Annotated in this window: 24 protein-coding genes and 1 tRNA gene; 9 read left to right on the top strand and 16 right to left on the bottom strand. The window is 64.2% G+C overall.

The features are described from left to right. Positions 1 to 7 precede the first annotated feature (7 nt). The 13 genes from nuoI to IQ16_RS16730 form a co-directional block, all read right to left on the bottom strand. The gene (nuoI, locus tag IQ16_RS16790) at positions 8 to 496 is read right to left on the bottom strand and encodes an NADH-quinone oxidoreductase subunit NuoI (RefSeq protein WP_026232873.1); all 489 of its coding nucleotides are present in this window, start codon (positions 494 to 496) and stop codon (positions 8 to 10) included. Positions 497 to 510: 14 nt separating this feature from the next. Next, positions 511 to 1,578: an NADH-quinone oxidoreductase subunit NuoH gene (gene nuoH / locus IQ16_RS16785; RefSeq protein ID WP_018642373.1), complete on the bottom strand. Its 1,068-nt coding sequence runs from the start codon at positions 1,576 to 1,578 to the stop codon at positions 511 to 513. Between the two features lie 5 nt (positions 1,579 to 1,583). Continuing rightward, complete coding sequence (gene nuoG, locus IQ16_RS16780) at positions 1,584 to 3,659, bottom strand: NADH-quinone oxidoreductase subunit NuoG (RefSeq protein ID WP_018642375.1); 2,076 nt, start codon at positions 3,657 to 3,659, stop codon at positions 1,584 to 1,586. A gap of 5 nt (positions 3,660 to 3,664) precedes the next feature. After that, complete coding sequence (gene nuoF, locus IQ16_RS16775; RefSeq protein WP_018320146.1) at positions 3,665 to 4,990, bottom strand: NADH-quinone oxidoreductase subunit NuoF; 1,326 nt, start codon at positions 4,988 to 4,990, stop codon at positions 3,665 to 3,667. Positions 4,991 to 5,005: 15 nt separating this feature from the next. Further along, positions 5,006 to 5,212: a hypothetical protein gene (locus IQ16_RS16770; RefSeq protein ID WP_018642378.1), complete on the bottom strand. Its 207-nt coding sequence runs from the start codon at positions 5,210 to 5,212 to the stop codon at positions 5,006 to 5,008. Beyond that, positions 5,212 to 5,823 carry an NADH-quinone oxidoreductase subunit NuoE gene (nuoE, locus tag IQ16_RS16765; RefSeq protein WP_011087680.1) on the bottom strand — a complete coding sequence of 204 codons (612 nt, stop codon included), beginning with the start codon at positions 5,821 to 5,823 and terminating at the stop codon, positions 5,212 to 5,214. Before nuoE ends, IQ16_RS16770 begins: the two co-directional genes overlap by 1 nt. Positions 5,824 to 5,833: 10 nt before the next feature. After that, entirely contained in the window at positions 5,834 to 6,796 is a 963-nt protein-coding gene (locus IQ16_RS16760) for an FkbM family methyltransferase (RefSeq protein ID WP_018642380.1), read from the bottom strand. Then, entirely contained in the window at positions 6,796 to 7,992 is a 1,197-nt protein-coding gene (locus tag IQ16_RS16755; protein WP_018642381.1) for an NADH-quinone oxidoreductase subunit D, read from the bottom strand. Before IQ16_RS16755 ends, IQ16_RS16760 begins: the two co-directional genes overlap by 1 nt. 2 nt (positions 7,993 to 7,994) lie before the next feature. Further along, complete coding sequence (locus IQ16_RS16750) at positions 7,995 to 8,606, bottom strand: NADH-quinone oxidoreductase subunit C (RefSeq protein WP_018642382.1); 612 nt, start codon at positions 8,604 to 8,606, stop codon at positions 7,995 to 7,997. An 11-nt stretch (positions 8,607 to 8,617) separates the two neighbouring features. Next, positions 8,618 to 9,199: a NuoB/complex I 20 kDa subunit family protein gene (locus tag IQ16_RS16745; protein ID WP_371740171.1), complete on the bottom strand. Its 582-nt coding sequence runs from the start codon at positions 9,197 to 9,199 to the stop codon at positions 8,618 to 8,620. Then, entirely contained in the window at positions 9,196 to 9,561 is a 366-nt protein-coding gene (locus IQ16_RS16740) for an NADH-quinone oxidoreductase subunit A (RefSeq protein WP_008136158.1), read from the bottom strand. Before IQ16_RS16740 ends, IQ16_RS16745 begins: the two co-directional genes overlap by 4 nt. 703 nt (positions 9,562 to 10,264) lie before the next feature. Continuing rightward, the gene (locus IQ16_RS16735; RefSeq protein WP_018642386.1) at positions 10,265 to 12,517 is read right to left on the bottom strand and encodes a TonB-dependent siderophore receptor; all 2,253 of its coding nucleotides are present in this window, start codon (positions 12,515 to 12,517) and stop codon (positions 10,265 to 10,267) included. A 179-nt stretch (positions 12,518 to 12,696) separates the two neighbouring features. Further along, entirely contained in the window at positions 12,697 to 13,209 is a 513-nt protein-coding gene (locus IQ16_RS16730) for a MarR family winged helix-turn-helix transcriptional regulator (protein WP_018642388.1), read from the bottom strand. Between the two features lie 180 nt (positions 13,210 to 13,389). Between IQ16_RS16730 and IQ16_RS16725 the strand changes: the two genes are divergently transcribed. From IQ16_RS16725 to IQ16_RS16715, 3 genes are all read left to right on the top strand, one after another. Further along, a complete protein-coding gene (locus IQ16_RS16725; protein ID WP_018642390.1) occupies positions 13,390 to 14,580 on the top strand; it encodes an aromatic ring-hydroxylating dioxygenase subunit alpha in 1,191 nt (396 codons plus the stop codon). A 60-nt stretch (positions 14,581 to 14,640) separates the two neighbouring features. Continuing rightward, the gene (locus IQ16_RS16720) at positions 14,641 to 15,936 is read left to right on the top strand and encodes a spinster family MFS transporter (protein WP_018642391.1); all 1,296 of its coding nucleotides are present in this window, start codon (positions 14,641 to 14,643) and stop codon (positions 15,934 to 15,936) included. Positions 15,937 to 16,076: 140 nt separating this feature from the next. Then, positions 16,077 to 16,280 carry a hypothetical protein gene (locus IQ16_RS16715; RefSeq protein WP_018642392.1) on the top strand — a complete coding sequence of 68 codons (204 nt, stop codon included), beginning with the start codon at positions 16,077 to 16,079 and terminating at the stop codon, positions 16,278 to 16,280. A gap of 143 nt (positions 16,281 to 16,423) precedes the next feature. On the opposite strand, the gene IQ16_RS16710 is transcribed toward IQ16_RS16715, so the two are convergent. After that, positions 16,424 to 17,266 (bottom strand): FkbM family methyltransferase, encoded by an 843-nt coding sequence (locus IQ16_RS16710; RefSeq protein ID WP_244635729.1) that lies wholly within the window; start codon positions 17,264 to 17,266, stop codon positions 16,424 to 16,426. Between the two features lie 218 nt (positions 17,267 to 17,484). Beyond that, positions 17,485 to 17,561 (bottom strand) — tRNA-Asp (locus tag IQ16_RS16705). Between the two features lie 233 nt (positions 17,562 to 17,794). Between IQ16_RS16705 and IQ16_RS16700 the strand changes: the two genes are divergently transcribed. Both IQ16_RS16700 and pepT read left to right on the top strand, forming a co-directional pair. After that, the gene (locus IQ16_RS16700; RefSeq protein WP_018642395.1) at positions 17,795 to 18,109 is read left to right on the top strand and encodes an HU family DNA-binding protein; all 315 of its coding nucleotides are present in this window, start codon (positions 17,795 to 17,797) and stop codon (positions 18,107 to 18,109) included. Between the two features lie 106 nt (positions 18,110 to 18,215). Beyond that, positions 18,216 to 19,466, top strand: a complete 1,251-nt coding sequence (pepT, locus tag IQ16_RS16695) for a peptidase T (RefSeq protein WP_018642396.1) — start codon at positions 18,216 to 18,218, stop codon at positions 19,464 to 19,466. A 51-nt stretch (positions 19,467 to 19,517) separates the two neighbouring features. Here the strand turns inward: pepT and IQ16_RS16690 are convergent, their stop codons facing one another. After that, complete coding sequence (locus tag IQ16_RS16690; protein WP_018642397.1) at positions 19,518 to 20,234, bottom strand: cation efflux transmembrane domain-containing protein; 717 nt, start codon at positions 20,232 to 20,234, stop codon at positions 19,518 to 19,520. 234 nt (positions 20,235 to 20,468) lie between these two features. Here IQ16_RS16690 and IQ16_RS16685 point away from each other — a divergent pair, with 234 nt between their 5' ends. The 4 genes from IQ16_RS16685 (at position 20,469) to IQ16_RS16670 (ending at position 23,044) form a co-directional block, all read left to right on the top strand. Further along, positions 20,469 to 21,026 (top strand): sigma-70 family RNA polymerase sigma factor, encoded by a 558-nt coding sequence (locus IQ16_RS16685; RefSeq protein ID WP_026311896.1) that lies wholly within the window; start codon positions 20,469 to 20,471, stop codon positions 21,024 to 21,026. Further along, on the top strand, positions 21,023 to 21,664 hold the full coding sequence (locus tag IQ16_RS16680; RefSeq protein ID WP_018642399.1) for a DUF1109 domain-containing protein: 642 nt from the start codon (positions 21,023 to 21,025) through the stop codon (positions 21,662 to 21,664). The genes IQ16_RS16685 and IQ16_RS16680 overlap by 4 nt, the downstream gene beginning before the upstream one ends. Positions 21,665 to 22,083: 419 nt before the next feature. After that, complete coding sequence (locus tag IQ16_RS16675; protein WP_051122957.1) at positions 22,084 to 22,590, top strand: DUF411 domain-containing protein; 507 nt, start codon at positions 22,084 to 22,086, stop codon at positions 22,588 to 22,590. 94 nt (positions 22,591 to 22,684) lie between these two features. Further along, positions 22,685 to 23,044, top strand: a complete 360-nt coding sequence (locus tag IQ16_RS16670) for a hypothetical protein (RefSeq protein WP_018642401.1) — start codon at positions 22,685 to 22,687, stop codon at positions 23,042 to 23,044. Positions 23,045 to 23,102 lie beyond the last annotated feature (58 nt).

Genomic DNA, 23,102 nt, shown 5'->3' with positions numbered 1-23,102 from the left:
CCTCACCTCACCGGTACGGCGCGTCGAGCTCGATCGCTTTCGCGATCTCGCGTTCCCAGCGGTCGCCGTTGGCGAGCAGCTTGGCCTTGTCATAGAACAGTTCCTCGCGGGTCTCGGTCGCGAACTCGAAGTTCGGACCTTCGACGATGGCGTCGACCGGACAGGCCTCCTGGCAGAGGCCGCAATAGATGCACTTCACCATGTCGATGTCGTAGCGCACGGTGCGGCGGGTGCCGTCGTTGCGGCGCGGACCGGCCTCGATGGTGATGGCCTGCGCCGGGCAGACCGCTTCGCACAGCTTGCAGGCGATGCAGCGCTCCTCGCCGTTCGGATAACGGCGCAGCGCATGCTCGCCGCGGAAGCGCGGCGAGATCGGGCCCTTCTCGAACGGATAGTTCAAGGTCGGCTTCGGCTGGAAGAAATAGCGCATGGCGAGGAAGAACGCCGAGACGAATTCCGACAGCAGAAGCGAGCGTGCAGTGGCGTTGATGTTGATACCCATGACGGCCCTCACTTCGGCGCGATACCGGCGAAATGCAGCACGCCGGCCACCACGATCACCATCGCCAGCGACAGCGGCAGGAACACCTTCCAGCCGAGGCGCATCAGTTGGTCGTAGCGGTAGCGCGGCACGATCGCCTTTGCCATCGCGAACAGGAAGAACATGAAGAACAGTTTCAGCGCGAACCAGATGATGCCCGGCACCCAGTTGAAGGGCGGCAGGTCCACCGGCGGCAGCCAGCCCCCGAGGAACAGGATCGTGGCCAACGCGCACATCGTGACGATCGCGACGTATTCGCCAAGCATGAACAGCAGGTACGGCGTCGAGCCGTACTCGACCATGAAGCCGGCGACGAGCTCGGATTCCGCTTCGACGAGGTCGAACGGCGGACGGTTGGTTTCCGCCAGCGCCGAGACGTAGAACACCACGAACATCGGGAACAGCGGCCAGACGTACCAGTTCAGGATGGTCAGCTGCGGCAGCCCGATCAGGCTGGCGAGGCCCCGCGCGTGCTGCGCCTCGACCACGGCCGAGAGGTTCAGCGTGCCGGCGCAGAGCAGCACCGTGATGATGACGAAGCCGATCGAGACTTCATACGACACCATCTGCGCCGCCGAGCGCAGCGCGGCCAGGAACGGGTACTTCGAGTTCGACGACCAGCCGGCCATGATGATGCCGTAGATCGACAGCGACGAGATCGCGAAGATGAAGAGGACGCCGACATTGATGTCGGAGATCACCCAGCCGAGATTGGTCGGGATCACCGCCCAGGCCGCGAGCGCGAGCACGCAGGACACCAGCGGCGCCAGCAGGAACACGCCCTTGTTGGCGCCGGCCGGGATGATCGGCTCCTTCAGCACGAACTTCAGGAGGTCGGCGAAGGATTGCAGCAGGCCCCAGGGGCCGACCACGTTCGGGCCGCGGCGGATCTGCACCGCCGCCCAGATCTTGCGGTCGGCGAGCAGGATGTAGGCGATCGCCACCAAGAGGACGACGAGCACCAGGACGCTCTCGGCGACCATGATGATCAGCGGCCAGAGGAAACCGGTCCAGAATGCGCTTTCGAAGAATTCCATCTAGCTCACTCCGCTGCGGTCAGCATCTGCCCGGAGGCAAGCCGCGAGCATTCCGCCATCACGGCGGACGCACGCGCGATTGGGTTGGTCAAATAGAAGTCCTCGACCAGCGGCTTGAACGGCGCCTTCTCGGGCGAGCCGCCCTTCCCCGCCAGCTTCTTGACCTGGTCGGCGGAGCCGGCCTCGATCTGGTCGAGACGGATCAGATGCGGCACGGCCTTGAAGATCGCCTGGCGCAGGGCGGGAAGCGAGTCATAGCCGAGCTTCTTGCCGAGCGCTTCCGACAGCGCACGGACGATCGCCCAGTCCTCGCGGGCTTCGCCCGGCGGGAACGCGGCGCGACCGGTCATCTGCACCCGGCCTTCGGTATTGACGTAGATTGCGGACTTCTCGGTGTAGGCGGCCGCCGGCAGGATCACGTCGGCGCGGTGCGCGCCGCGATCACCATGGGTGCCGATATAGACGACGAAGGTGCCGTCCGGCGCCTTGATCTCGTCGGCGCCGAGCAGGAACAGCAGGTCCAGCGTGCCGAACGTCGTCATCTGCGCCGCGTTCAGCCCGCCCGCGGTTGCGGCGAAGCCGATGTCGAGCGCGCCGACGCGCGAGGCGGTCTCGTGCAGCACGCCAAAGCCGTTCCAGCCGTCCTTGAGCGCGCCGACGTCGAGCGCGAGCTTGGCGGCGGCGGCGAGGATGGCGGCGCCGTCGTGACGGGCGGCCGCGCCCGCGCCGACCAGGATGATCGGGTGCTTGGCGTTCTTCAGCACGTCCATGAAGGAGTGCTTGCCGGCCGCGAGCTCACTGAGGGTCTCCGTGCCCGCGCCGAGATGGTCGTAATCATAGGTCAGGTCGGCCTTGGCGCCGATCACGCCGACCTTGAAGCCGCCGCCGCGCCAGCGCTTGCGGATGCGGGCGTTGAATACTGCCGCCTCTTTCCGCGGATTGGCGCCGATGATGAGCAGTGCGTCCGCCTGCTCGACACCGACGAGGGTCGGATTGAAGATGTAGGAGCCGCGGCCGAGCGCGGGATCGAAGGCGTCGCCGCCCTGCACCGCCAGATTGCTCGAACCGTACTTCGCCAGCAGGTCCTTCAGCGCGAACATCTCCTCGACACCGGCGAGGTCGCCGGCGATCGCGCCGATGCGCTTGCCGTCGGAGCGCCCCGCCTTGGCGGCGATCGCGGCGAAGGCCTCGGGCCAGTTCGCCGCGCGCAGCTTGCCGGCCTCGCGGATATAGGGCCGGTCGAGGCGCTGGGTGCGCAGGCCGTCGACGATGTGGCGGGTCTTGTCGGAGATCCACTCCTCGTTCACGGCCTCGTTGATGCGCGGCAGCACGCGCATCACCTCGCGGCCGCGGGTGTCGACGCGGATCGCCGAGCCCAGGCCGTCCATGACGTCGATCGACTGGGTCTTGCCGAGCTCCCACGGACGCGCCGCGAACGCATAGGGCTTCGAGGTCAGCGCGCCGACCGGGCAGATGTCGACGAGGTTGCCCTGCAGTTCCGACGTCAGCGCATGCTGGAGATAGGTCGTGATCTCCATGTCCTCGCCGCGGCCGGTGGCGCCCATCTCGGGCGCGCCGGCGACTTCCGCCGAGAAGCGGACGCAGCGCGTGCACTGGATGCAGCGGTTCATCGAGGTCTTGACCAGCGCACCGAGATACTTGTCCTCGACGGCGCGCTTGTTCTCGGCGAAGCGGCTGGTGTCGACACCATAGCCCATCGCCTGGTCCTGGAGGTCGCACTCGCCGCCCTGGTCGCAGATCGGGCAGTCCAGCGGATGGTTGATGAGAAGGAATTCCATCACGCCTTCGCGCGCCTTCTTCACCATCGGCGAACGGGTGGAGATCTCCGGCGGCTCGCCCTTCGGGCCCGGACGGCAGTCGCGCACGCCCCAGGCGCAGCTGGCGACCGGCTTCGGGCCGCCCTTCACCTCGACGAGGCACATCCGGCAATTGCCGGCGATCGACAGCCGCTCGTGATAGCAGAAGCGCGGAATCTCGGCGCCGGCCGCCTCGCACGCCTGAAGCAGCGTGTACTCGGCGGGGACATCGATCTCTTTGCCGTCGATGATGAGCTTGGTCATGTCTCTTACTCCGCCGCGACCATGTTCACGGGATCGCGGACGCCGATATCGTCGACATCGGCCTTATGCGAATATTGGTCGATGCGCGCTTCGATCTCGTGACGGAAATGCGCGATCAGGCCCTGGATCGGCCAGGCCGCTGCGTCGCCGAGCGCGCAGATGGTGTGGCCTTCGACCTGCTTGGTCACCTCGAGCAGCATGTCGATCTCGCGCTTGTGGGCGCGGCCTTCGGCCATGCGCGTCAGCACGCGCCACATCCAGCCCGTGCCCTCGCGGCACGGCGTGCACTGGCCGCAACTCTCGTGCTTGTAGAAATAGGAGATGCGGGCGATGGCGCGGATCAGGTCGGTCGACTTGTCCATCACGATCACGGCCGCGGTGCCGAGGCCGGAGCGCAGCTTGCTCAGGCTGTCGAAATCCATCGGCGTGTCGATGATCTGCTCGGCCGGCACCATGCGCACCGACGAGCCGCCGGGGATCACGGCCTTGAGGTTGTCCCAGCCGCCGCGGATGCCGCCGCAATGCTTGTCGATCAGCTCACGGAACGGAATGCCCATGGCCTCTTCGACGTTGCAGGGCCGCTCGACATGGCCGGAGATGCAGAAGAGCTTGGTGCCGACATTGTTCGGACGGCCGATGCCGGCGAACCAGGCGGCGCCACGGCGCAGGATGTCGGGCGCAACGGCGATGGACTCGACGTTGTTGACGGTGGTCGGGCAGCCGAACAGGCCGACATTGGCCGGGAACGGCGGCTTCAGGCGCGGCTGGCCCTTCTTGCCTTCGAGGCTTTCGAGCAGCGCGGTCTCTTCGCCGCAGATATAGGCGCCGGCGCCGTGCGCGACGTAGATGTCGAACGGCCAGCCGTTGACGTTGTCCTTACCGACCAGCTTGGCCTCATAGGCCTGGTCGATCGCGGCTTGCAGATGCTCGCGTTCGCGGATGAACTCGCCGCGGACATAGATGTAGCAGGCATGCGCGTTCATCGCGCAGCTCGCGATCAGGCAGCCCTCGATCAGGAGATGCGGATCATGCCGCATGATCTCGCGATCCTTGCAGGTGCCGGGCTCGGACTCGTCGGCGTTGACGACGAGATAGCTCGGCCGGCCGTCGGTCGATTCCTTCGGCATGAAGGACCACTTCAGGCCAGTCGGGAAGCCGGCGCCGCCGCGGCCGCGCAGGCCCGACGCCTTCATCTCGTTGATGATCCAGTCGCGGCCCTTGTCGATGATATTCTTCGTACCATCCCAGGCGCCGCGGCGCCGCGCACCCTCGAGGCCCCAGTCGTGGAGGCCGTAGAGGTTCTTGAAGATGCGGTCCTTGTCCTCGAGCATATCAGTGCTTTCCGATCAACGATTGGACTGCTTGTAGGCGAGTCCGGCGGCGCAGACGGCGAAGGTCAGCGCCCAGAGCAGGCTGGATTCCAGCGACGCGTTCAGGCTGAAGCGTTGCAGGAGAAAGATGAACGCACCCGCCACCGCGGCATGCATCGCGATGAAGCCCCACTTCTTCATGGCACCGCTCCCCTGCACCGAAGGCTGCGAGAGACCACGCATCAGGTGATCTCCTTCAGCGTGGTCGGCCCGGTGATCGGCGCCGAGAACTGGCGGCCGTTCTGCGGGCCGGGCTTGGGCGGATTGCCCGAAGCAAAGCCGTCGAGCACCTTGCCGAAGCTTTCCTTGGTCAGGTCCTCATAGGTGTCCTTGCCGATCAGCACCATCGGCGCGTTCACACAGGCCCCGAGGCACTCGACCTCCTCCCAGCTGAAATTGCCGTCCTTGGAGAGATGGAAGGGCTCGTGATGGATGCGGTGCTCGCAGACGTGGATCAGATCCTCGGCGCCGCGCAGCCGGCACGGCGTGGTGCCGCAGACCTGGACGTGGGCCTTCTTGCCGACCGGGGCGAGCTGGAACATCGTGTAGAAGGTCGCAACCTCGAGCACGCGGATATAGGGCATGTCGAGCATGTCGGCGATGACGCGGATCGCGGCTTCCGAGACCCAACCGTCGTGCTGCTCCTGCGCCCGCCAGAGAATGGCGATGACGGCGGAGGCTTGCCGGCCGGCCGGGTATTTCGCGATCTGCTGCTTGGCGAACGCGAGGTTCTCCTCCGTGAACGCAAAGCTCGCGGGCTGGACTTCCTTCGGTGCTAATCGGCGAACGGACATCTCTTATCTCTCACTGCATGCGGCGCGCGGTTTTCGCATTCAGGGCATTGATCCTCTCCTGCCAGAATGCGCTTGCGGTGCCGAAAACATTGTAGCCGACGTGGGTCGAGACCTTGATGCGGTCGAGGATCGACAGCTCGGTCACGGTCTCCATCCGGTTGCTGCGCGGATCGAACACGATCAGCTTCAGCGGGGTCTGTTCGAGGATGTAGCGCGACACCGCGTGGGAGCGGTCGCTGCCGTGCTCCTCGCACATGATGACGCTGTCGGCCTGGAGCAGCCGGGCGCCGCCCTTGATCGCCTCGATCTCGACACCCTCGACGTCGAGCTTGATCAAGTACTTGCCGCTGGCGGCGATCTTGCCGTCGTCGATCAGATTATCCAGCGCAATGACCGGCACCTCTTCGCCCCCCGCGGACGGATCGCCGGCGATGCTGAAGGCCTCGTGCTTGGTGCCGGAGAGCCGCGCCGTGCCGCGGGCGGCGCCGATGGCGCACTTCATGGTCTCGAAGCGATTACCGTTCACGCGGGCGTTATTGGCGAGCTTCGGATAGTTCTGGCCCGACGGCTCGATCGCGATCGCCTTGTGCGAGCCGAACGGCCTGCTCGACACCAGCACCGACCAGTAGCCGTAATTGGCACCGCAATCGAGCAGCGTGTAGTCGACGTCGATGGAATCGGCGAACAGCAGCTCGAGCTCGTCCTCGTAATTGTACGAGCGGTTGAGCAGCTTGCTCCAATAGCCGTCGCCATAGGGGAATTCGAACACGGCGTCGGGGTTGAGCTTGATCGCGATGTTGCGCCTCGGCAGCGTCTTCGCCAGCAGATTGGCGCAGGCGATGTAGCCCATGTGCGAGAAGTGCGAGGAGATCTTCGATCCCGTCACCAGCGCCAAGGCAGCCGTCCGCTCCCACAGGTTGGCCCCTTCAAGGGCCCCCGAGGCGCGGTCAAACTGGATTGGCGCCTGCGCCATCACCGATCGACCTCTCCGAACACGATGTCGAGCGAGCCCAGGATCGCCGAGACGTCGGCGAGCAGATGGCCGCGGCAGATGTGGTCCATCGCCTGCAGATGGGCAAAGCCCGGCGCGCGGATCTTGCACTTGTAGGGCTTGTTGGTGCCGTCGGAGACGAGATAGACGCCGAACTCGCCCTTGGGCGCCTCGACCGCGGCATAGACCTCGCCGGCCGGCACGTGGACGCCTTCGGTGTAGAGCTTGAAGTGGTGGATCAGCGCTTCCATCGAGCGCTTCATCTCGCCGCGGCGCGGCGGGGCGACCTTGTTGTCGGCGACGACGACGGGGCCCTTGCCCTCCGGTGCATTCAGCTTCTGGATGCACTGCCTCATGATGCGCACGGACTGGCGCATCTCTTCCATGCGGATCAGGTAGCGATCGTAGCAGTCGCCGTTCTTGCCGATCGGGATGTCGAAATCCATTTCGGCGTAGCACTCATAGGGCTGCGACTTGCGCAAATCCCAGGCCGCACCCGAGCCGCGCACCATCACGCCCGAGAAGCCCCACTCCCAGGCTTCCTTCAGCGGCACCACGCCGATGTCGACGTTGCGCTGCTTGAAGATGCGGTTGGCGGTGAGCAGCCGATCGAGGTCGTCCACGACCTTGAGGAACGGATCGCACCAGGCCTCGATGTCGTCGACCAGCTTCTGCGGCAGGTCCTGATGCACGCCGCCGACGCGGAAGAAGGCCGCATGCATGCGGCTGCCCGAGGCGCGCTCGTAGAACACCATCAGCTTCTCGCGCTCTTCGAAGCCCCACAGCGGCGGGGTCAGCGCGCCGACGTCCATCGCCTGCGTGGTGACGTTGAGCAGATGCGACAGGATGCGGCCGATCTCGCAATAGAGCACGCGGATGAGCTGGCCGCGGCGCGGCACCTCGATGCCGAGCAGCTTTTCGGCAGCCAAGCAGAAGGCATGCTCCTGGTTCATCGGCGCGACGTAGTCGAGGCGGTCGAAATACGGGATCGCCTGGAGATAGGTCTTCTGCTCGATCAGCTTTTCGGTGCCGCGATGAAGCAGGCCGATATGCGGGTCGACGCGGGCGACGATCTCGCCGTCAAGCTCCAAAACCAAGCGCAGCACGCCGTGCGCGGCCGGATGCTGGGGCCCGAAGTTGATGGTGAAATTGCGAAGCTGTTCGGGTTGCTCGTTCATGATCAGACCTTCGGTCCCGCCTTCTCGTCACCGGGAAGCGGATAGTCCGCCCCTTCCCACGGCGAGAGGAAATCGAACTTGCGGAATTCCTGGTTGAGCCTGACGGGCTCGTACACCACCCGCTTCTCCTGGTCGTCGTAGCGGACCTCGACGAAGCCGGTGAGCGGGAAATCCTTGCGCAGCGGATGGCCCTCGAAACCGTAATCGGTGAGGATGCGGCGCATATCGGGATGGCCGACGAAGAACACGCCGTAGAGGTCGTAGGCCTCGCGCTCGAACCAGTCGGCACCGGGGAATTCGTTGATCAGCGACGGCACCTGCGTGGTCTCGTCGGCGGCAACCCGCAGCCGGATCCGCGTGTTCAGGGTCGGTGACAGGAAGTGATAGATCACATCGAAGCGCTTTTCGCGCGAGGGGTAATCGACCGCGGTCACGTCGGTGATGTTGACGAAACGGCAGCTCGGGTCGTCACGGAGGTACTTGACCACCTCGACGATCTTGCCGGCCTCGACATCAACCGTGAGCTGGTTGAAGGCCACCGTGTGACCGGTGGCGGCGCCCGGAAGCGCGCTAACGATCGTTTGCCCAAGGGCGTCGAGCTTGCCGTCGTCCATGACGTAAAACCTTAGCGTTCGATGGTGCCGGTGCGCCGGATCTTCTTCTGCAGCAGCAGCACGCCGTAGAGCAGCGCTTCCGCCGTGGGCGGGCAGCCCGGCACGTAGATGTCGATCGGCACGATGCGGTCGCAGCCGCGCACGACCGAGTAGGAATAGTGATAGTAGCCGCCGCCGTTGGCGCAGGAGCCCATCGAGATGACGTAGCGCGGCTCGGGCATCTGGTCGTAGACCTTGCGCAGCGCCGGCGCCATCTTGTTGGTCAAGGTGCCGGCGACGATCATCACGTCGGACTGGCGCGGCGAGGCACGCGGGGCGAAGCCGAAGCGCTCGACGTCGTAGCGCGGCATCGACACCTGCATCATCTCGACGGCGCAGCAGGCGAGACCGAAGGTCATCCACATCAAGGAGCCGGTGCGGGCCCAGGTGATGAGGTCGTCAGTCGCGGCCACGAAGAAGCCCTTGTCGGACAGCTCGGAATTGACCTCGAGGAAGAACGGATCATTGGCCCCGACCGGCTTGCCGGTCGACGGATCCAGAATGCCCTTGGGGGCCGGTGCAACGACCGGACCGGCGGACGGTGCAGGATTCAATCCCATTCGAGTGCCCCTTTCTTCCATTCATAGGCGAACCCGACCGTCAGCACGGCGAGGAACACCACCATGGACCAGAAGCCGGTCGCGCCAAGCTTGCCGAACGCCACCGCCCAGGGAAACAGGAACGCCACCTCGAGGTCGAAGATGATGAAGAGGATGGCGACCAAATAGAAGCGGACGTCGAACTTCATTCGCGCGTCGTCGAAGGCGTTGAAACCGCACTCATACGCCGACAGCTTTTCCGGGTCCGGCTGCTGGAACGCCACGATAAAGGGCGCGATCAGCAGCACGAGGCCGATGAGGCCTGCTACCCCTATAAAGACGACGAGTGGAAGATAGTTCTGTAGAATGCCGCTCATTGACGAGCCCTTTTTCCCGCGACGTCGGGGAGCCGCGGATTCGTCCCGATTTGGAATTATTCTGAGCCTTAGCGCAGTGCACCAATGGGCGCAAGACACGCTCTTTTTAGGCCCTTTGTCGCCCCCAGAACGGTGGAAATCCCGGAATCACCCCGCGGCTGGTATGGAGCAGATCGCTCAGCCCAGCAAGGGCGACCGCAGTTTTGCACGGTGGCTTGTTCTGAGATTGCGGGGCACGGACCGGGACAGCGATCCGCCACACAGCATCAGGTCAAAATGCCCGATTTTTTCGTGCGGCAGCGCACCCAGACCTTGGCAATAACGGCCGTGGCGGCCCTTTCCGTCACTCAGGCGACATACTGGCCCGGCCGGGTGGCGCAACGGGCGGCCGGTGAAACTCGCGGGCGCAGGCAGGAACATGCGCGTCCGTAGGCGCGGCGGATCAGCCATGCATCATGACGGGACCGCACCTCGTCCGGCGAATGCGTCAGGGCAGCATCCGATCCGGAGCGACCGCGAGCGCGGCGGCGACTTGCTGGGCCGTCGCACACGCCGCGCTCGCATGAGCTTCGGGCCGGGGGGCATAGCCCGGGAGCTCATCGATCTCCCGATGGAAGATCAGCGGTCGTCCGGTCGGTAGAGCCTAGGAATGGCCGAGATCAGGGGCGCCTGACGCTGCACTCGCCTCTCCGCATCCCTTGCCTCACCATTTGTAGGAGACGCTGGCGGTCACGCGCCGGCGGTCGCCGTAGAAGCATGACGTCGCCGACGCACAGCTCGCGACGTAGATCTTGTCGGTCAGGTTGATCACGTTGAGCGCCGTGCGCCAGTTCTGCCATTCGTAGTGGAGCGCGAGGTCGCCAAGCACCACAGCGGGAACCTCAAGGGTGTTGGCGGTATCGGCCCAGGACGCGCCGATATAGCGGACGCCGCCGCCGAAGCCGAAGCCCTCGAGCGGTCCGTCCTTGAAGGTGTAGTCGGCCCAGCCCGACACCAGCATCTCGGGCGTGTTGGTCGGCGTCTTGCCAACCAGCGACGGGTCGAGATCCCGGCTGTTGAAGAGATGGTAGGCGGTGAACGCGCCGATCAGCTTCAGCTCCCTGGTGGCGTTCGCCACCGCTTCGAGCTCGATACCGCGCGAGGTCACCTCGCCGGTCTGGGTCTGCAAGACCGGCGTGGTCACTGTGGTCGTCGCGACGTTCTGGCGTTTCAGGTCGAAGAACGAGGCGGTGAAATAACCGTCGAACCCCTTCGGCGCGACCTTCACGCCGATTTCAGCCTGCTTACCGGTTTCCGGCAGGAACAGCTGGTTCTGCGCGTTGAGACCGATGATCGGATTGTAGCTCGTCGAATAGGAGACATAGGGCGCAATGCCGTTGTCGAAATTGTAGATCAGGCCGGCGCGCCCGCTGAACTTGCTGTCATTGCGGCTGGCGACATTTGCGCCGGTGTCGCGAGCGTCTTGCGTCGTCTCGACCCAGTCGTTGCGGCCGCTCAGCACGAGCGTGAAATTGCCGAGCTTCATCTGGTCCTGAAGATAGGTGCCGGCCTGCTTCTGCGTGATGAGGAAGTTGCGGAACGGCGCGCTCGGGAGCGGAGTTTCGGCTGCCCCATAGACGGGATTGAAGATGCTGATCGAGGGCACGCCAAACCCGAAGGCCTGATAGTCGTCGATCTGATAGCCCTTGAGATCGAGGCCGAACAGCATCGTGTGCTTCACCGGGCCGGTGTTGAAGCGATACTCGAGCTGGTTGTCGAGATCGGCCTGATTGGCCGTGTTCTTCGCATACCAATTGTATCGGCCCATCGTGGCCGTGTTGATGTTGTCCCAGCCGTTGCCGACGTAGCCGCGATAGGTCACGTCGACATGCGCAAAGCGCGCATTCTGGCGGAACGTCACATCGTCCGTGAGATTGCGCTCAAACTGGTAGCCGAGCATCTCCTGCTCGCGCGTGAACTTGTCGACGCTGGGATCGCCCACGAAGAAGCTCGTCGGGATCTTGCCGAACGGAGCGCTCGTCACCGTCCCCTGATAGGGCAGGAAGTTGATGCCGCGGGTGTCCTGCTTCGAGGCCGAGGCCAGCACTGTGAAGGTGGTGTCGGCATCCGGCTTCCAGGTGAAGGACGGCGCAATGAAGTAGTTGTTGTCGGGCGTGAAGTTGACCTGCGTCGGACCGTTCTGGACCTGGCCGACGACGCGGTAGAACAGCTTGCCGTCCTGGGGCTGCGTCGCGACCGGCCCGCCGAAATCAAACCCTACATAGGCGTTGCCGAAATTGTTGACGCCGGTCTCGACGTAGCGGATCGGCTCGGCCGGCGGCATCTTGCTGATGACGTTGACGATGCCGCTCGGGCTCGATCCGCCATAGAGCACTGCCGACGGACCGCGCAGCACCTCGACGCGTTCCATGTTCGGTGTCTGGAGCTTCCAGCTCGCATAGGACGTGTAGAACAGCTGCATGCCGTCGAGGAACAGTCCGATATCGTCGGACTTGAAGCCGCGGATCAGCCACCAGTCGTTGCGCGTATCCGCGCCAAAGGTCCCTGCCCGCACGCCGGCTGTGTAGCGCAGCACCTCGTCGAGCTTGTTCGCCTTCTGGTCGCGGATCTGCTCCGCGCCGATGACGGACACCGATTGCGGCGTCTCCATGATCGGCGTGTCGGTCTTGGTGCCCGACGAGCTGCGGCCGGCGACGTAGCCGTGCACCGGTCCACGCGGCGTCTCGACGAAGCCGGCGTTGCGCTGGGGCTGCGGCTTGCTTCTGTTCGCGGTCTGCACCATCCGCCGCGGCGCACTGCGCGCGGCGGATGCGGGTGTGCGGCGGCGTGCTTCCGGTGCGGTGACGGTCACGGACGGCAGGTTCTGCGCGCCGCTCTGCGTGGACGATTGTGCGAGCGATGCCTGCGGCATCAAAACCCAAGCCGATGCGGTCGCCAATACGGCCGACCGCAGCATTCCAAGACTGTTCAACGCGCCACCCCAAAAGCTGCATGTTTGATGCGTCATGCCGCCGTGTCCCCGGGGCGGCCTGCGCTTGCGGTGACGCTTATGTGAGGGTGCGCGAATTCCCTAATTGAAAGCCTCTTAGAGAGACTCTTAGAAGCGATCCATTGTTCCCCGGGACTATCGGAACGTCAGCGCGCGTTCTTCTCGCTCTCGAGCATCTCGGCGGCGATCGTCGTGAGCTGATCGACCTGCTGCAGCAGCATGTCGAACTCGGCGGCGCTCAGATGTTCCAGGAGGCGGCGGTTGCGCTCCTGCGCGCCTTCGACGATCGCATCATGCGCGGCGAGGCCCGCCGCGGTGAGCGAGATCAGCACCTCGCGGCTATCCTTCGGATTTGCCGACTTCGCGATCAGCTTGCGCGACACCAGATTGGCCAGCGCGCGGCTGATCTGGCCCTTGTCCTGGCCGACGGCCTCGGCGAGCCGCGCCACGCTCATCGGCGGACGCCGGCCGAGCGAGGCGACGAGACCGAACTCGACGGAGGACAATCCGGTCAGCCGCTTGTAGCGCAGGATGGCACCGCGCTTGAGCAGATTGGCGAGCACCATCAGCCGCGAGGACAGCATCGCGGTGATCGGCGCCGGCTCGCTCTCGCCCGGCTCGGGGGCCGTCCACCCGTCCCTGCTCGGTGTCTGGTTCATCGTCCACCTCTGCCAAGAAAGCCCGGTCCTGCCAAGCCTGAGCCGCCGCGGCCGGCCGTTCTCCTCAAATGCGATTAAGAGGCATTTAGAAGATCGTTGACAATGTCATCGATTTATCTTTCACTGCTCGCAAGACAGAAAAAAGGCCCGGACAGCACGGCCGGGAGCGGGAGGACCAGCATGACCATCACCCAGCGGGATCGCGATCTCGGCACGGCCTATGCGATGAAGCCGGCGCACACGCGCACCGAGCTCACCTCGGTCGTGCGCGGCACGCCGATGGGTGAGCTGCTGCGCCGCTACTGGCATCCGGTCGGGCTCGTCGGTGACGCCAGCGGCACGCCGAAGAAGGTGCGCGCGCTCGGCGAGGATCTGGCGCTGTTCCGTGACAAGCATGGCCGCGCCGGCCTCCTGCACGCGCGCTGCTGCCACCGCGGCACCACGCTCTACTATGGCAAGGTCGAGGAGGACGGCATCCGCTGCTGCTATCACGGCTGGAAGTTCGACACCGAAGGCCGCTGCCTGGAGCAGCCCTGCGAGCCCGATGGCGGCCAGTTCAAGGACAAGGTGCGCCAGCCCTGGTATCCGGTCGAGGAGCGTTACGGTCTGATCTTCGCCTATATGGGCCCGGCCGAGAAACGCCCGGTGCTGCCGCGCTACGAGTGCCTCGAAAACATGGACGACGGCGAGCTCGTCGAGGCCGACGATTCCTCGATCGGCGGCGGCGGTCCGGCGATCATCCCCTGCAACTGGCTCCAGCATTTCGAGAACGTGGTCGACCCCTACCACGTGCCGGTGCTGCACGGCTCGTTCTCGGGTCCGCAATTCACCAACATGATGGCCTCCATCCCGGAGGTGAAGTTCGAGAAATCGCCGCGCGGCGTCCTCGTGCGCTCCGAACGCAAGCAGGACGACGGCAAGGTGTTTTATCGCGTCAGCGAGGCGGCGCTGCCGACGCTGCGCGTGGTGCCGAACCCGCGCGTCGCGCAGTTCGCCCGTGTCGAGTCTATCGGCTGGGTGCTGCCGATCGACGATGCCTCGTTCCGCATCTATGTCGCCGGTCGCGTCAAAAATCCTGGCGACATCAGCCGCATGCGCTCGAAGTTCAACGGAAAATTCTGGTGGGACATGACGGAGGAAGAGCATCAGCAATTCCCGGGCGACTATGAGGCCCAGGTCGGCCAGGGCGAGGTGACGGTCCACTCCGAGGAGCATTTCGGCCAGAGCGACCGCGGCATTCTGATGATCCGGCGCATGCTGAGCGAACAATTGGAGGCGATGGAGGCAGGCCGCGACCCGATCGGTGTCTCGTTCGATTCGAGCGCCGAGCCAGTCGAATTCGAAGCGGGGAATTACATCCGCGAAGGCTGACCTGCCAGCTCGCATAGGAGCTGGACCGACAACGATAACAGAGACAAATTGGGGGAAGCGATGGTCGATGTAACGTCACAGATGTCGGTGCAAACGGCTGCCGCGGCAAAGCCCTCGGCGCGGCGCTACTACGTGCTGGGCTTGCTCACCGTCATCTACGCGCTGAACTTCCTCGACCGCACTATCTTCAACGTCCTGATCGAGCCGATCAAGAAGGAGTTTGCCCTCAGCGATACCATGATGGGCCTGCTCGCAGGCTTCGGCTTCGCGCTGTTCTACTCCCTGCTCGGCATTCCCATCGCGCGCGTCGCCGACCGGCTGAACCGGCGCAACATCGTCGCCGTCGCCTTCGCGTTCTGGAGCGCGATGACGGCCCTGTGCGGCGCCGCCACCAGCGTGACCTCGCTGGCGCTGGCACGCATCGGCGTCGGCATCGGTGAATCCGCGGGCTCCCCCGCCTCGCAGTCGATCGTCGCCGATCTCTTCGCCAAAAACGAGCGCCCGCGCGCGCTCGGCATCTATGCCATCGGCACCTATCTCGGCGTCTTCCTCGGCTATTTCGTCGGCGGCTACGTCAACCAGCACTTTGGCTGGCGGATGGCCTTCTACGTCGCCGGCCTGCCCGGCATCCTGCTCGCGGCTGTCCTGTGGCTGACGATCTCCGAGCCGAAGCGCGGCGCCATGCAGGAGAGTTTTGTGCCCGAGCCGCTCGGACCGACACTGCGCTTCCTCGCGTCCCAGCGCAGCTTCATCGTCGTCCTGATCGGCTTCTGCCTCACCACCTACACCAACTACGCGACCGCGGCCTGGATCCCACCGTTCCTCGCGCGCGTGCACCATCTGTCGAGCGCCGAGATCGGCACCTATGCCGGCACCTTCAAGGGCCTCGCCGGCATGGCCGGCACCCTGCTCGGCGGCTTCGTGGTGGCGCAGATCAGCCGCCGTGACGACCGCTGGAAACTGTGGGCCCCCGCGATCACCTCAGGGCTCGCCGGACCGGTGTTCGCGCTCTGCATGCTGACGCAGGATTTTGCGATGATGGTGGCGATGCTGGCGCTGACCTCGTTCCTGGTCGGCTTTCATCTCGGCCCGATCTTCGCGATCGCGCAGACCGTGGCCAAGCCCAGCATGCGGGCGCTGGCTTCAGCGCTGATCGCGCTCACCGCCACCTGCTTCGGCCAGGGCGTCGGTCCGCTCGCCGTGGGCATGGTCAATGACGCCCTGAAGGGCAGTTATGGCGCAGAAGCGGTGCGCTATTCCCTGCTTTCGGCGGCGGTCACGACCACGCTCGGCGCCCTGCTGTTCGTCTGGGCCGCCCGCTCAATCCGCAACGACATCGGCCGGGCGGCCGCCTGAGGCCCGCCCACCGCCAGCCCGGCGAAACCAAGCGGGCGCATTAATGAAACCATTTTGCGGAACCCGCGAAACCATCCGGAAACAGATGGTCCTTAGAAGATGAGCCCATAGACGACGGCAAAGCCCGTCGGGAGGCTCATATGAACCACTCAATTCACTCTGCTGATCGTGCGACCCACCTGAAGATCGTGGTGGTGGCGCTGGTTGCCGGCATTGCAGTGGCCGGTTTCGGGATTGCTGCCCGTACCAACGCCGATTACGGCCAGACCGCCCAGTCCACCCAGGTGATCAAGGCCGGCAAGCCCGTCGCGATCACCAGCGCGGGCACATCGGAGATTCGCTGACGGCGAAAAGGTCCGATTTGACTCCAAACGGCCGCCCTCGGGCGGCCTTTTGATTTCAGCCGCCGGCTGAAGGTGGCCTGCCAAGCCCTTGCAATATCGAGGGCGTATTCCAGAGCTCGACGAGTCGGCAGCCTGCGCCAACGTCAGTCGGCCCGGTAGCTGCCGCAGCAATGCTTGAATTTCTGCCCGGAGCCGCAGGGACAGGGATCGTTGCGGCCGGCATCGGCCTGCCCGTAGCGCAGCCGGTTCAATATCTTCCTGTTCTGTTCGAGGATCATCTTGCGGCGCACCTCCTGCACCTCGATGACCGCCGCATTGTCGCCGGCATCCCAGAATGCCTGCGGCTTCAGATGAGCGAGCTTGCCGCTGACATAGACGGGGTAAAACCAGCCGAGCGTTCCGTCGCGCAGGCGCTGCAGCGTCGTCAGGTCGTAGAGGAAGAAACCTGCCTCCAGCAGCGTCGCGTTGATGTCCTGGAAGTCGTCGATGTCGGCCTCGCACACGACGACGCTGCAATTTTCGAGCACGTAACGCGCGCCCTTCAGCGCGGCCTTTTCCGCGCCCTGTACGTCGAGCTTGAGCAGGAATGGCGGCTCGAGCGACAGTTCCTTGACCAGCGCATCGAGTGTCGTCGCCGGCACCTTGACCTTGCTCTTGATCAGATCGTTGACCCGCGCCCAGTAGAGATCGCCTGCCGGGCGCACAGACGACCAGTAGGGATGCACCGACTCGGTGATCTCGATCTCACCCTCATGGTCGGTGATGGCGCAGATGCGATAGTGGCCGCCAAGGGCCTCCTTGATGGCCTTCAGGGAGTCCTCATAGACCCGGTTGGCATCAATGTTGAGCGGCACCGCGCCACCGAGCCCTGACAGGTGGTTAAGGACGAAATGCCCATCGGCACAGCCAAGGTCGATCACGGTCCCGTAGCGCACGCCTTTGGCGAACAAATTTTGCAGCGTTGCGCTGAAATCGGCTGCCTGCATTGGATTGATCCGAATGAGAGCGGTTTGACCGGTCGTAGGCGGTCTGGCGGGTTGCACAATGTGTTGCACACCGCTTGCTGCGGGCAAGATCGGAAACACGAAGACATCGAAAATAACGACGGTCCGCTGGCCGGCCATCGAATCCGGTTTCGCTCCGCTGGCGGCTTGCCAAAGAGGGCTTGTATTCAGCGATTAAGTTATTGATTTCCGCCATAAAATGGCGCGAGAGACGGGGCTCGAACCCGCGACCTCCGGCGTGACAGGCCGGCGCTCTAACCAACTGAGCTACTCCCGCGTGGCGCACAGATGTCCGCGGAACGAGGGGGGACTTAAAGGCCGGGCTTGGTGAAGTCAAGGACGTTGCATCCACAGCCTGAAGAAGCGGATATCCGCCGGTGGCGCGCAGGAACGTGACCCGGCCGCGCCGGGCGGCGTAGTCAGTCCGGTCCCGAATCGTCTACGCCTCCGGGAACCTGCGGGGTCCGGGGGCGGTCTCCCAGCCACCGGCAAGAATCGAGGAGGCCAGACATGGCTAAGAAGGATTCGGCGAAGAAGGCAGCCGCTCCTGCCACCATCACGCTGAAGCACCTCGCCGCCGATATCGCGGAGAGCCAGGACCTGTCCAAGAAGCACGCCGAGGCCGTCCTGACCGACATGGTCGATCTGATCACCAAGCACCTGAAGAAGGGCGACCGGGTCCGCATCGTCGGCCTCGGCATCCTCCAGGTCCGCAAGCGTGCCGCCCGCACCGGCCGCAATCCCGCCACCGGCGAAGCCATCCACATCAAGGCCAGCAAGAAGGTCGCGTTCCGCCCGGTGAAGGAACTCAAAGAGGCGATTTAAGGCTACCATTCGTTAAGCCTGATCGGATGTCGTTCCTGGCCGCATCACGGCCCGCTTTTCTGATATACCGCCTGCATCCCCCAAAGACCCGGCGGTTTGACCAGAAATGTCCTCCCTCACCTTTTCGCACACCGTGACCGAGCGCTTCCTGCGCTACGTCACCATCGACACCCAGTCCGATCCCGATTCCCCTCACTCGCCCTCGACCGAGAAGCAGAAGAATCTCGGCCGCGTGCTCGCCGCCGAGCTGAAGGCCATGGGCGTCGCTGACGCCCATCTCGACGATTACGGCTATGTCTACGGCACCATCCCGGCCAACACCGACAAGAAGGTGCCGGTGATCTGCTTCTGCTCGCACATGGACACCTCGCCCGACGTCACCGGCAAGGACGTCAAGCCGCAAATGGTGAAGAACTATCGCGGCGGCGATATCGTGCTGCCGGGCGACACCAGCCAGGTGATCCGCTTCACCGAGCACCCGGCGCTGAAGAATCAGATCGGCAACGACATCATCACCACGGACGGCACCACGCTGCTCGGCGCCGACAACAAGGCCGGCGTCGCCGAGATCATGGATGCCGCGCATTTCTTCATCAACAATCCCGATGTGAAGCACGGCACCATCAAGATCCTGTTCACGCCGGACGAGGAGATCGGCCGCGGCGTCGACAACGTCGACCTGAACAAGCTCGGTGCCGATTTCGGCTACACCATGGACGGCGAGAGCGCGGGCTCCGTCGAGGACGAGACCTTCTCGGCTGATGGTGCCACCATCACCATCAACGGCGTCAGCGCCCATCCCGGCTACGCCAAGGGCAAGATGGAGCACGCGATCAAGATCGCGGCCGCCATCGTCGAGCGGCTGCCGAAGGAGGGCTGCTCGCCGGAGACGACGTCGGGCAAGCAGGGCTTCCTGCATCCGATCAGCATCGACGGCGCGCTGGAGCAGGCGAGCCTCTCCTTCATTGTCCGCGACTTCACCGAGGAAGGGCTGAAGGAGAAAGAGGACCTGCTCGAGGGCATCGTCAAGGACGTGATGAAGGACTATCCGCGCTCGACCTACACGCTCGAGATCAGGGAGCAGTACCGCAACATGAAGCAGGTGATCGACCGTCACCCGCACGTCCTCGAATACGCGATCGAGGCGATCCGCCGGGCAGGCCTGCGGCCGATGCGAACCGCCATCCGCGGCGGCACCGACGGCTCGCGCCTGTCCTTCATGGGCCTGCCCTGCCCCAACATCTTCGCCGGCGAGCACGCCTTCCACTCGCGCCTCGAATGGGTCAGCCGGCAGGACATGGAGAAGGCGGTGCAGACCATCGTCCACCTTGCGATGATCTGGGAGGAGAAGGCGTAGCTTGCGCTGAATTCAAATTCCGTCGCGGCTCACCTGTTCGTCCGTCCGGCCTCAGGCCGTCGCAGCAGCTTGCCCGCCGCGATACTCCGCCCACGCTTGCCGCAGGATTTGCAGCGATGAGGTGAGGAAGATTCCTGCCATCACCGCGGCGACAGCCAGATCGGGCCAAGCCGTCGCGGTGCCGAACACGCCAACGGCAGCAACCATCACGATGACGTTGCCAATGGCGTCATTGCGCGAGCAGAGCCATACCGAGCGCACGTTGGCGTCACCGTCCTTGTAGCGCGCGAGCAGGAGAACCGAGGTCAGGTTAGCCGCCAGTGCGGCCAGGCTCATCGCGCCCATCAGCTCTGCGCGGGGCAGCCCCAGGACGAGGGTCTGGTAGACCGTCGACCCGAACACCCAGGCGGCCATGGCGCTCAGCGACAGCCCCTTGAACAGCGCGGCGGTTGCGCGCGTCCTGATGCTCGCACCGATCACCGAAAGGCTTAGGCCGTAGGTGATTGTATCGGCCAGGAAGTCGAGGGCGTCGGCCTTGAGAGCCTGCGAGCCGGCCAAGTGGCCCGCCGCCATTTCGCTCACGAACATCGTTGCATTGATGGCGATGACGGTCCACAGCACGCGCTTGTATCGTGGATCGAGCCCGTCGAAGACCGGAACGCCTGCCGAGCAGCAGTCGGCGCAGCCTGACGTGGCGACCTTCTCCACTCGGGGTTTAACGGCTTCCCCGCAGCACGCGTCGTGTGAGCAGCAAGACTTTTCGGGCATTCCAGGCTCCTCTCCGCGTGCCATCTTACCATCCGCCCGCACCGGGTGACGACTCTAGGCATGTTCCACACTTGCCTGGGCCTCTAGCCCTTCGAGCGAAGCCATCCGACCCGCGTTGCGCCCCCCCTCGATCGGCCCCTTCGCACCGTGTTTCCCTTGAAGCCGGAAAATGAGAATCTTTCGAACTGACTGTAACCGGATCAGCAATACGACCGAACTAAGAGCCAAGTGGGTATGACGTCTCCAGAAAAAGAGCTCAAGGCACTGATGCTTGCCAGCCAGGACGGCGATGCGGCTGCGCATCGGGTGCTGTTGGAGCGGTTAAGCCGCCATTTGCGCGCCTATTACAAGGGCAAGCTCGCGAAAATAGGCCGAGGGCCAACGGAAGCCGAGGATCTGGTTCAGGAGGCCGTGCTGGCGATCCATCTCCAGCGACACACCTACGATCAGGAGGAGCCGTTAACGCCCTGGGTACACGCGATCGCGCGCTACAAGCTGATCGATTTTTTGCGCCGGAACCGGGCATCCGTCGCCGACGTGCCGATCGACGAAGCCCATGAAGTCACGGCGAATGACGATCACCTTGGCGCAGAGAGCAGCTTTGATGTCAGGCGCCTGCTAATGCACCTGCCCGAAAAGATGCGATGCGCCATCGAGGCCGTGAAACTGGACGGATTGAGCGTAGCTGAAGCGGCACGGCGCTGCCGTATTTCGGAATCTGGGGTGAAGGTCAATATTCATCGCGGGTTGAAGGCGTTGGCGGCGTTGATCGCACAGAGGACGCAAACATGAAGACGGACGAACTGATCACTGCGCTCAGCATGAACGTCGAACCGGTCAACCGGCGGCTGGTCAACCGCAGCGTAGGCATTGCGCTCGCGGTAGGAACTGCCGTTGCGATAGGTGTGACGCTCGTTGCGCTTGGCCTCCGCGCGGACCTGGCCACGCCTCGCGCCGTGATTTTCCTGTTCCTGAAGCTCCTGTTCGCGATCGGCACGGTGGGCGCGGCATCTGTCTATCTGGCGCGGCTGGCACGTCCCGGAGGGGAGCGAAGAGTCTCCTCAGGTCTCGCCGCGCTGCCATTTTTGGCGATCCTGCTGCTTGCCGGCGTCAGCCTGGGACAGGCGCCCAGCTCCCATTGGGACAAGATGGTGATGGGGAATGACTGGCTCGAATGCCTCGTTTCCATTCCGGTCATTGCGGTCGTCCCCTTTGCCGTCGTTATTTGGGCAGTGCGAAGGGCGGCCCCAACCAATCTGGTTCACACAGGCGCCTTCAGCGGGCTTGTCGCAGGCGGGATCAGTGCAGTCGCCTATGCGCTTCACTGTACCGACGACTCGCTGCCCTTTGTCGCGCTCTGGTATGGCGGCACAATTGTGCTGTGTACGCTCGCAGGCGCGATATTGGGGCCGCGGCTGCTGCGCTGGTAGCAGATCTCACGTCGGCGTGAGCTTGTAACCGCCGGACGGACGGCTCCGAACTCCTCAGTAGAAGCGCAATGAATGCGTTTCAGAAAAATGATGGAGCCGGAACTATGTTGACGAAAACCGTTCTCGCAATCACGCTTCTGGTGGCCCTTTCCGCCAGCGCTCAGGCAGGCTCTACCATTTCCGACAGGAGCTATTGGCCGAGCGAGGCCAGGCAAGCCACACAATCTAGCGGAGGTATCTCGCAACGCGACCTGAGCTCCGCGTTCGCCCGTCGGTGCATCCGGCTGGCGCTATGAGGGAGGACCCAAGTCCCACTAGTTCTTTGAGCGGCTTATATTCGCTTTGTCCGGCGTGGGATCGCGCAATAGTACGGTGGCGATCCCTCGCGTTCGAATTCACTGCGACGGGAGACACGTTTGATGATTCCAAGCGTCCATGCAGGCGTCAAAAAGGACGCAGACCGTTTTGAGCGACGATCCTTTCTGGGGTTGATCGCTGGTGCAACACTCGGAGTGGTGACGCGCCCCGCTTTTGCTGCTGAACCGGTGATCAAGGTTCACAAGGATCCGAACTGCGGCTGTTGCTCTGGTTGGGTACAACACTTGCGCGACGCAGGGTTCACCGTCGAAGCGGAGGATGCTTCTGACCTCCCGAGCGTGCGGAGGCGCCTGGGCGTCCCACCCGATCTAGCGGCGTGCCATACGGCAGAGGTGAGCGGCTACCTCATTGAGGGACACGTCCCGGCGTCGGCGGTGCAGCGGTTGCTGGCCGAACGCCCGAAGGCTACGGGGCTCGCTGTGCCCGGCATGCCCATAGGGTCGCCGGGAATGGAAGGTGGGGACCCCCAGCCTTATACTGTCGTGCTGTTTGGACTGGCTGGTCGGACGCCGTTCATGCGTTTTGTTGGCAAGGAAGCCATCGATTGACTCGTTTGAGACAATTTAACCACAGGACGCCTAGCTCGCGCATTTGTGAACCGGAGGACTTTCCAGCGCCTCCCCCGCGTGAGAGTGTCGCACCATGATTGCTCGTCGCATCCTCAGGCTTGTGCTCGCGGTCCTCGTGACCGCGGGGCTGATGGTTGCGCCGCTGGTGACACCAGCAGCGGCGGAACCTCTGATGGCGAGCGACATGCAGATGACCGACGCGCAGGACATGTCGGCCGACATGCCGTGCTGCCCCGACGAGCAGAACAGCAAGCAATGCCAGGACTGTCCGCTCCTCGCGATGTGCGTGCTGAAGGTGTTGCAGGCGGGACCTGCGATCGCGACAGCAATCCGCTATGCCCGTCCTCTCGCGCTGCTTCGGCCGCTCGATGATGCCCTCGTCGACGGCCTCACCCGCCCACCTCCGGATCACCCACCTCGATCGATCGTCTGACAGGCGCCCAGGCGCCTGGTGAACATGCGCGCCGGAAGCGGCGTGCATCGCTGCCTGC

The sequence above is a fragment of the Bradyrhizobium huanghuaihaiense genome, assembly GCF_007830635.1.
In the GTDB taxonomy this organism is placed as follows: Bacteria; Pseudomonadota; Alphaproteobacteria; order Rhizobiales; family Xanthobacteraceae; genus Bradyrhizobium; species Bradyrhizobium huanghuaihaiense.
The sequence above is the reverse complement of the archived record's forward strand: the minus strand, read 5'-3'. Positions and strand labels throughout refer to the sequence as shown.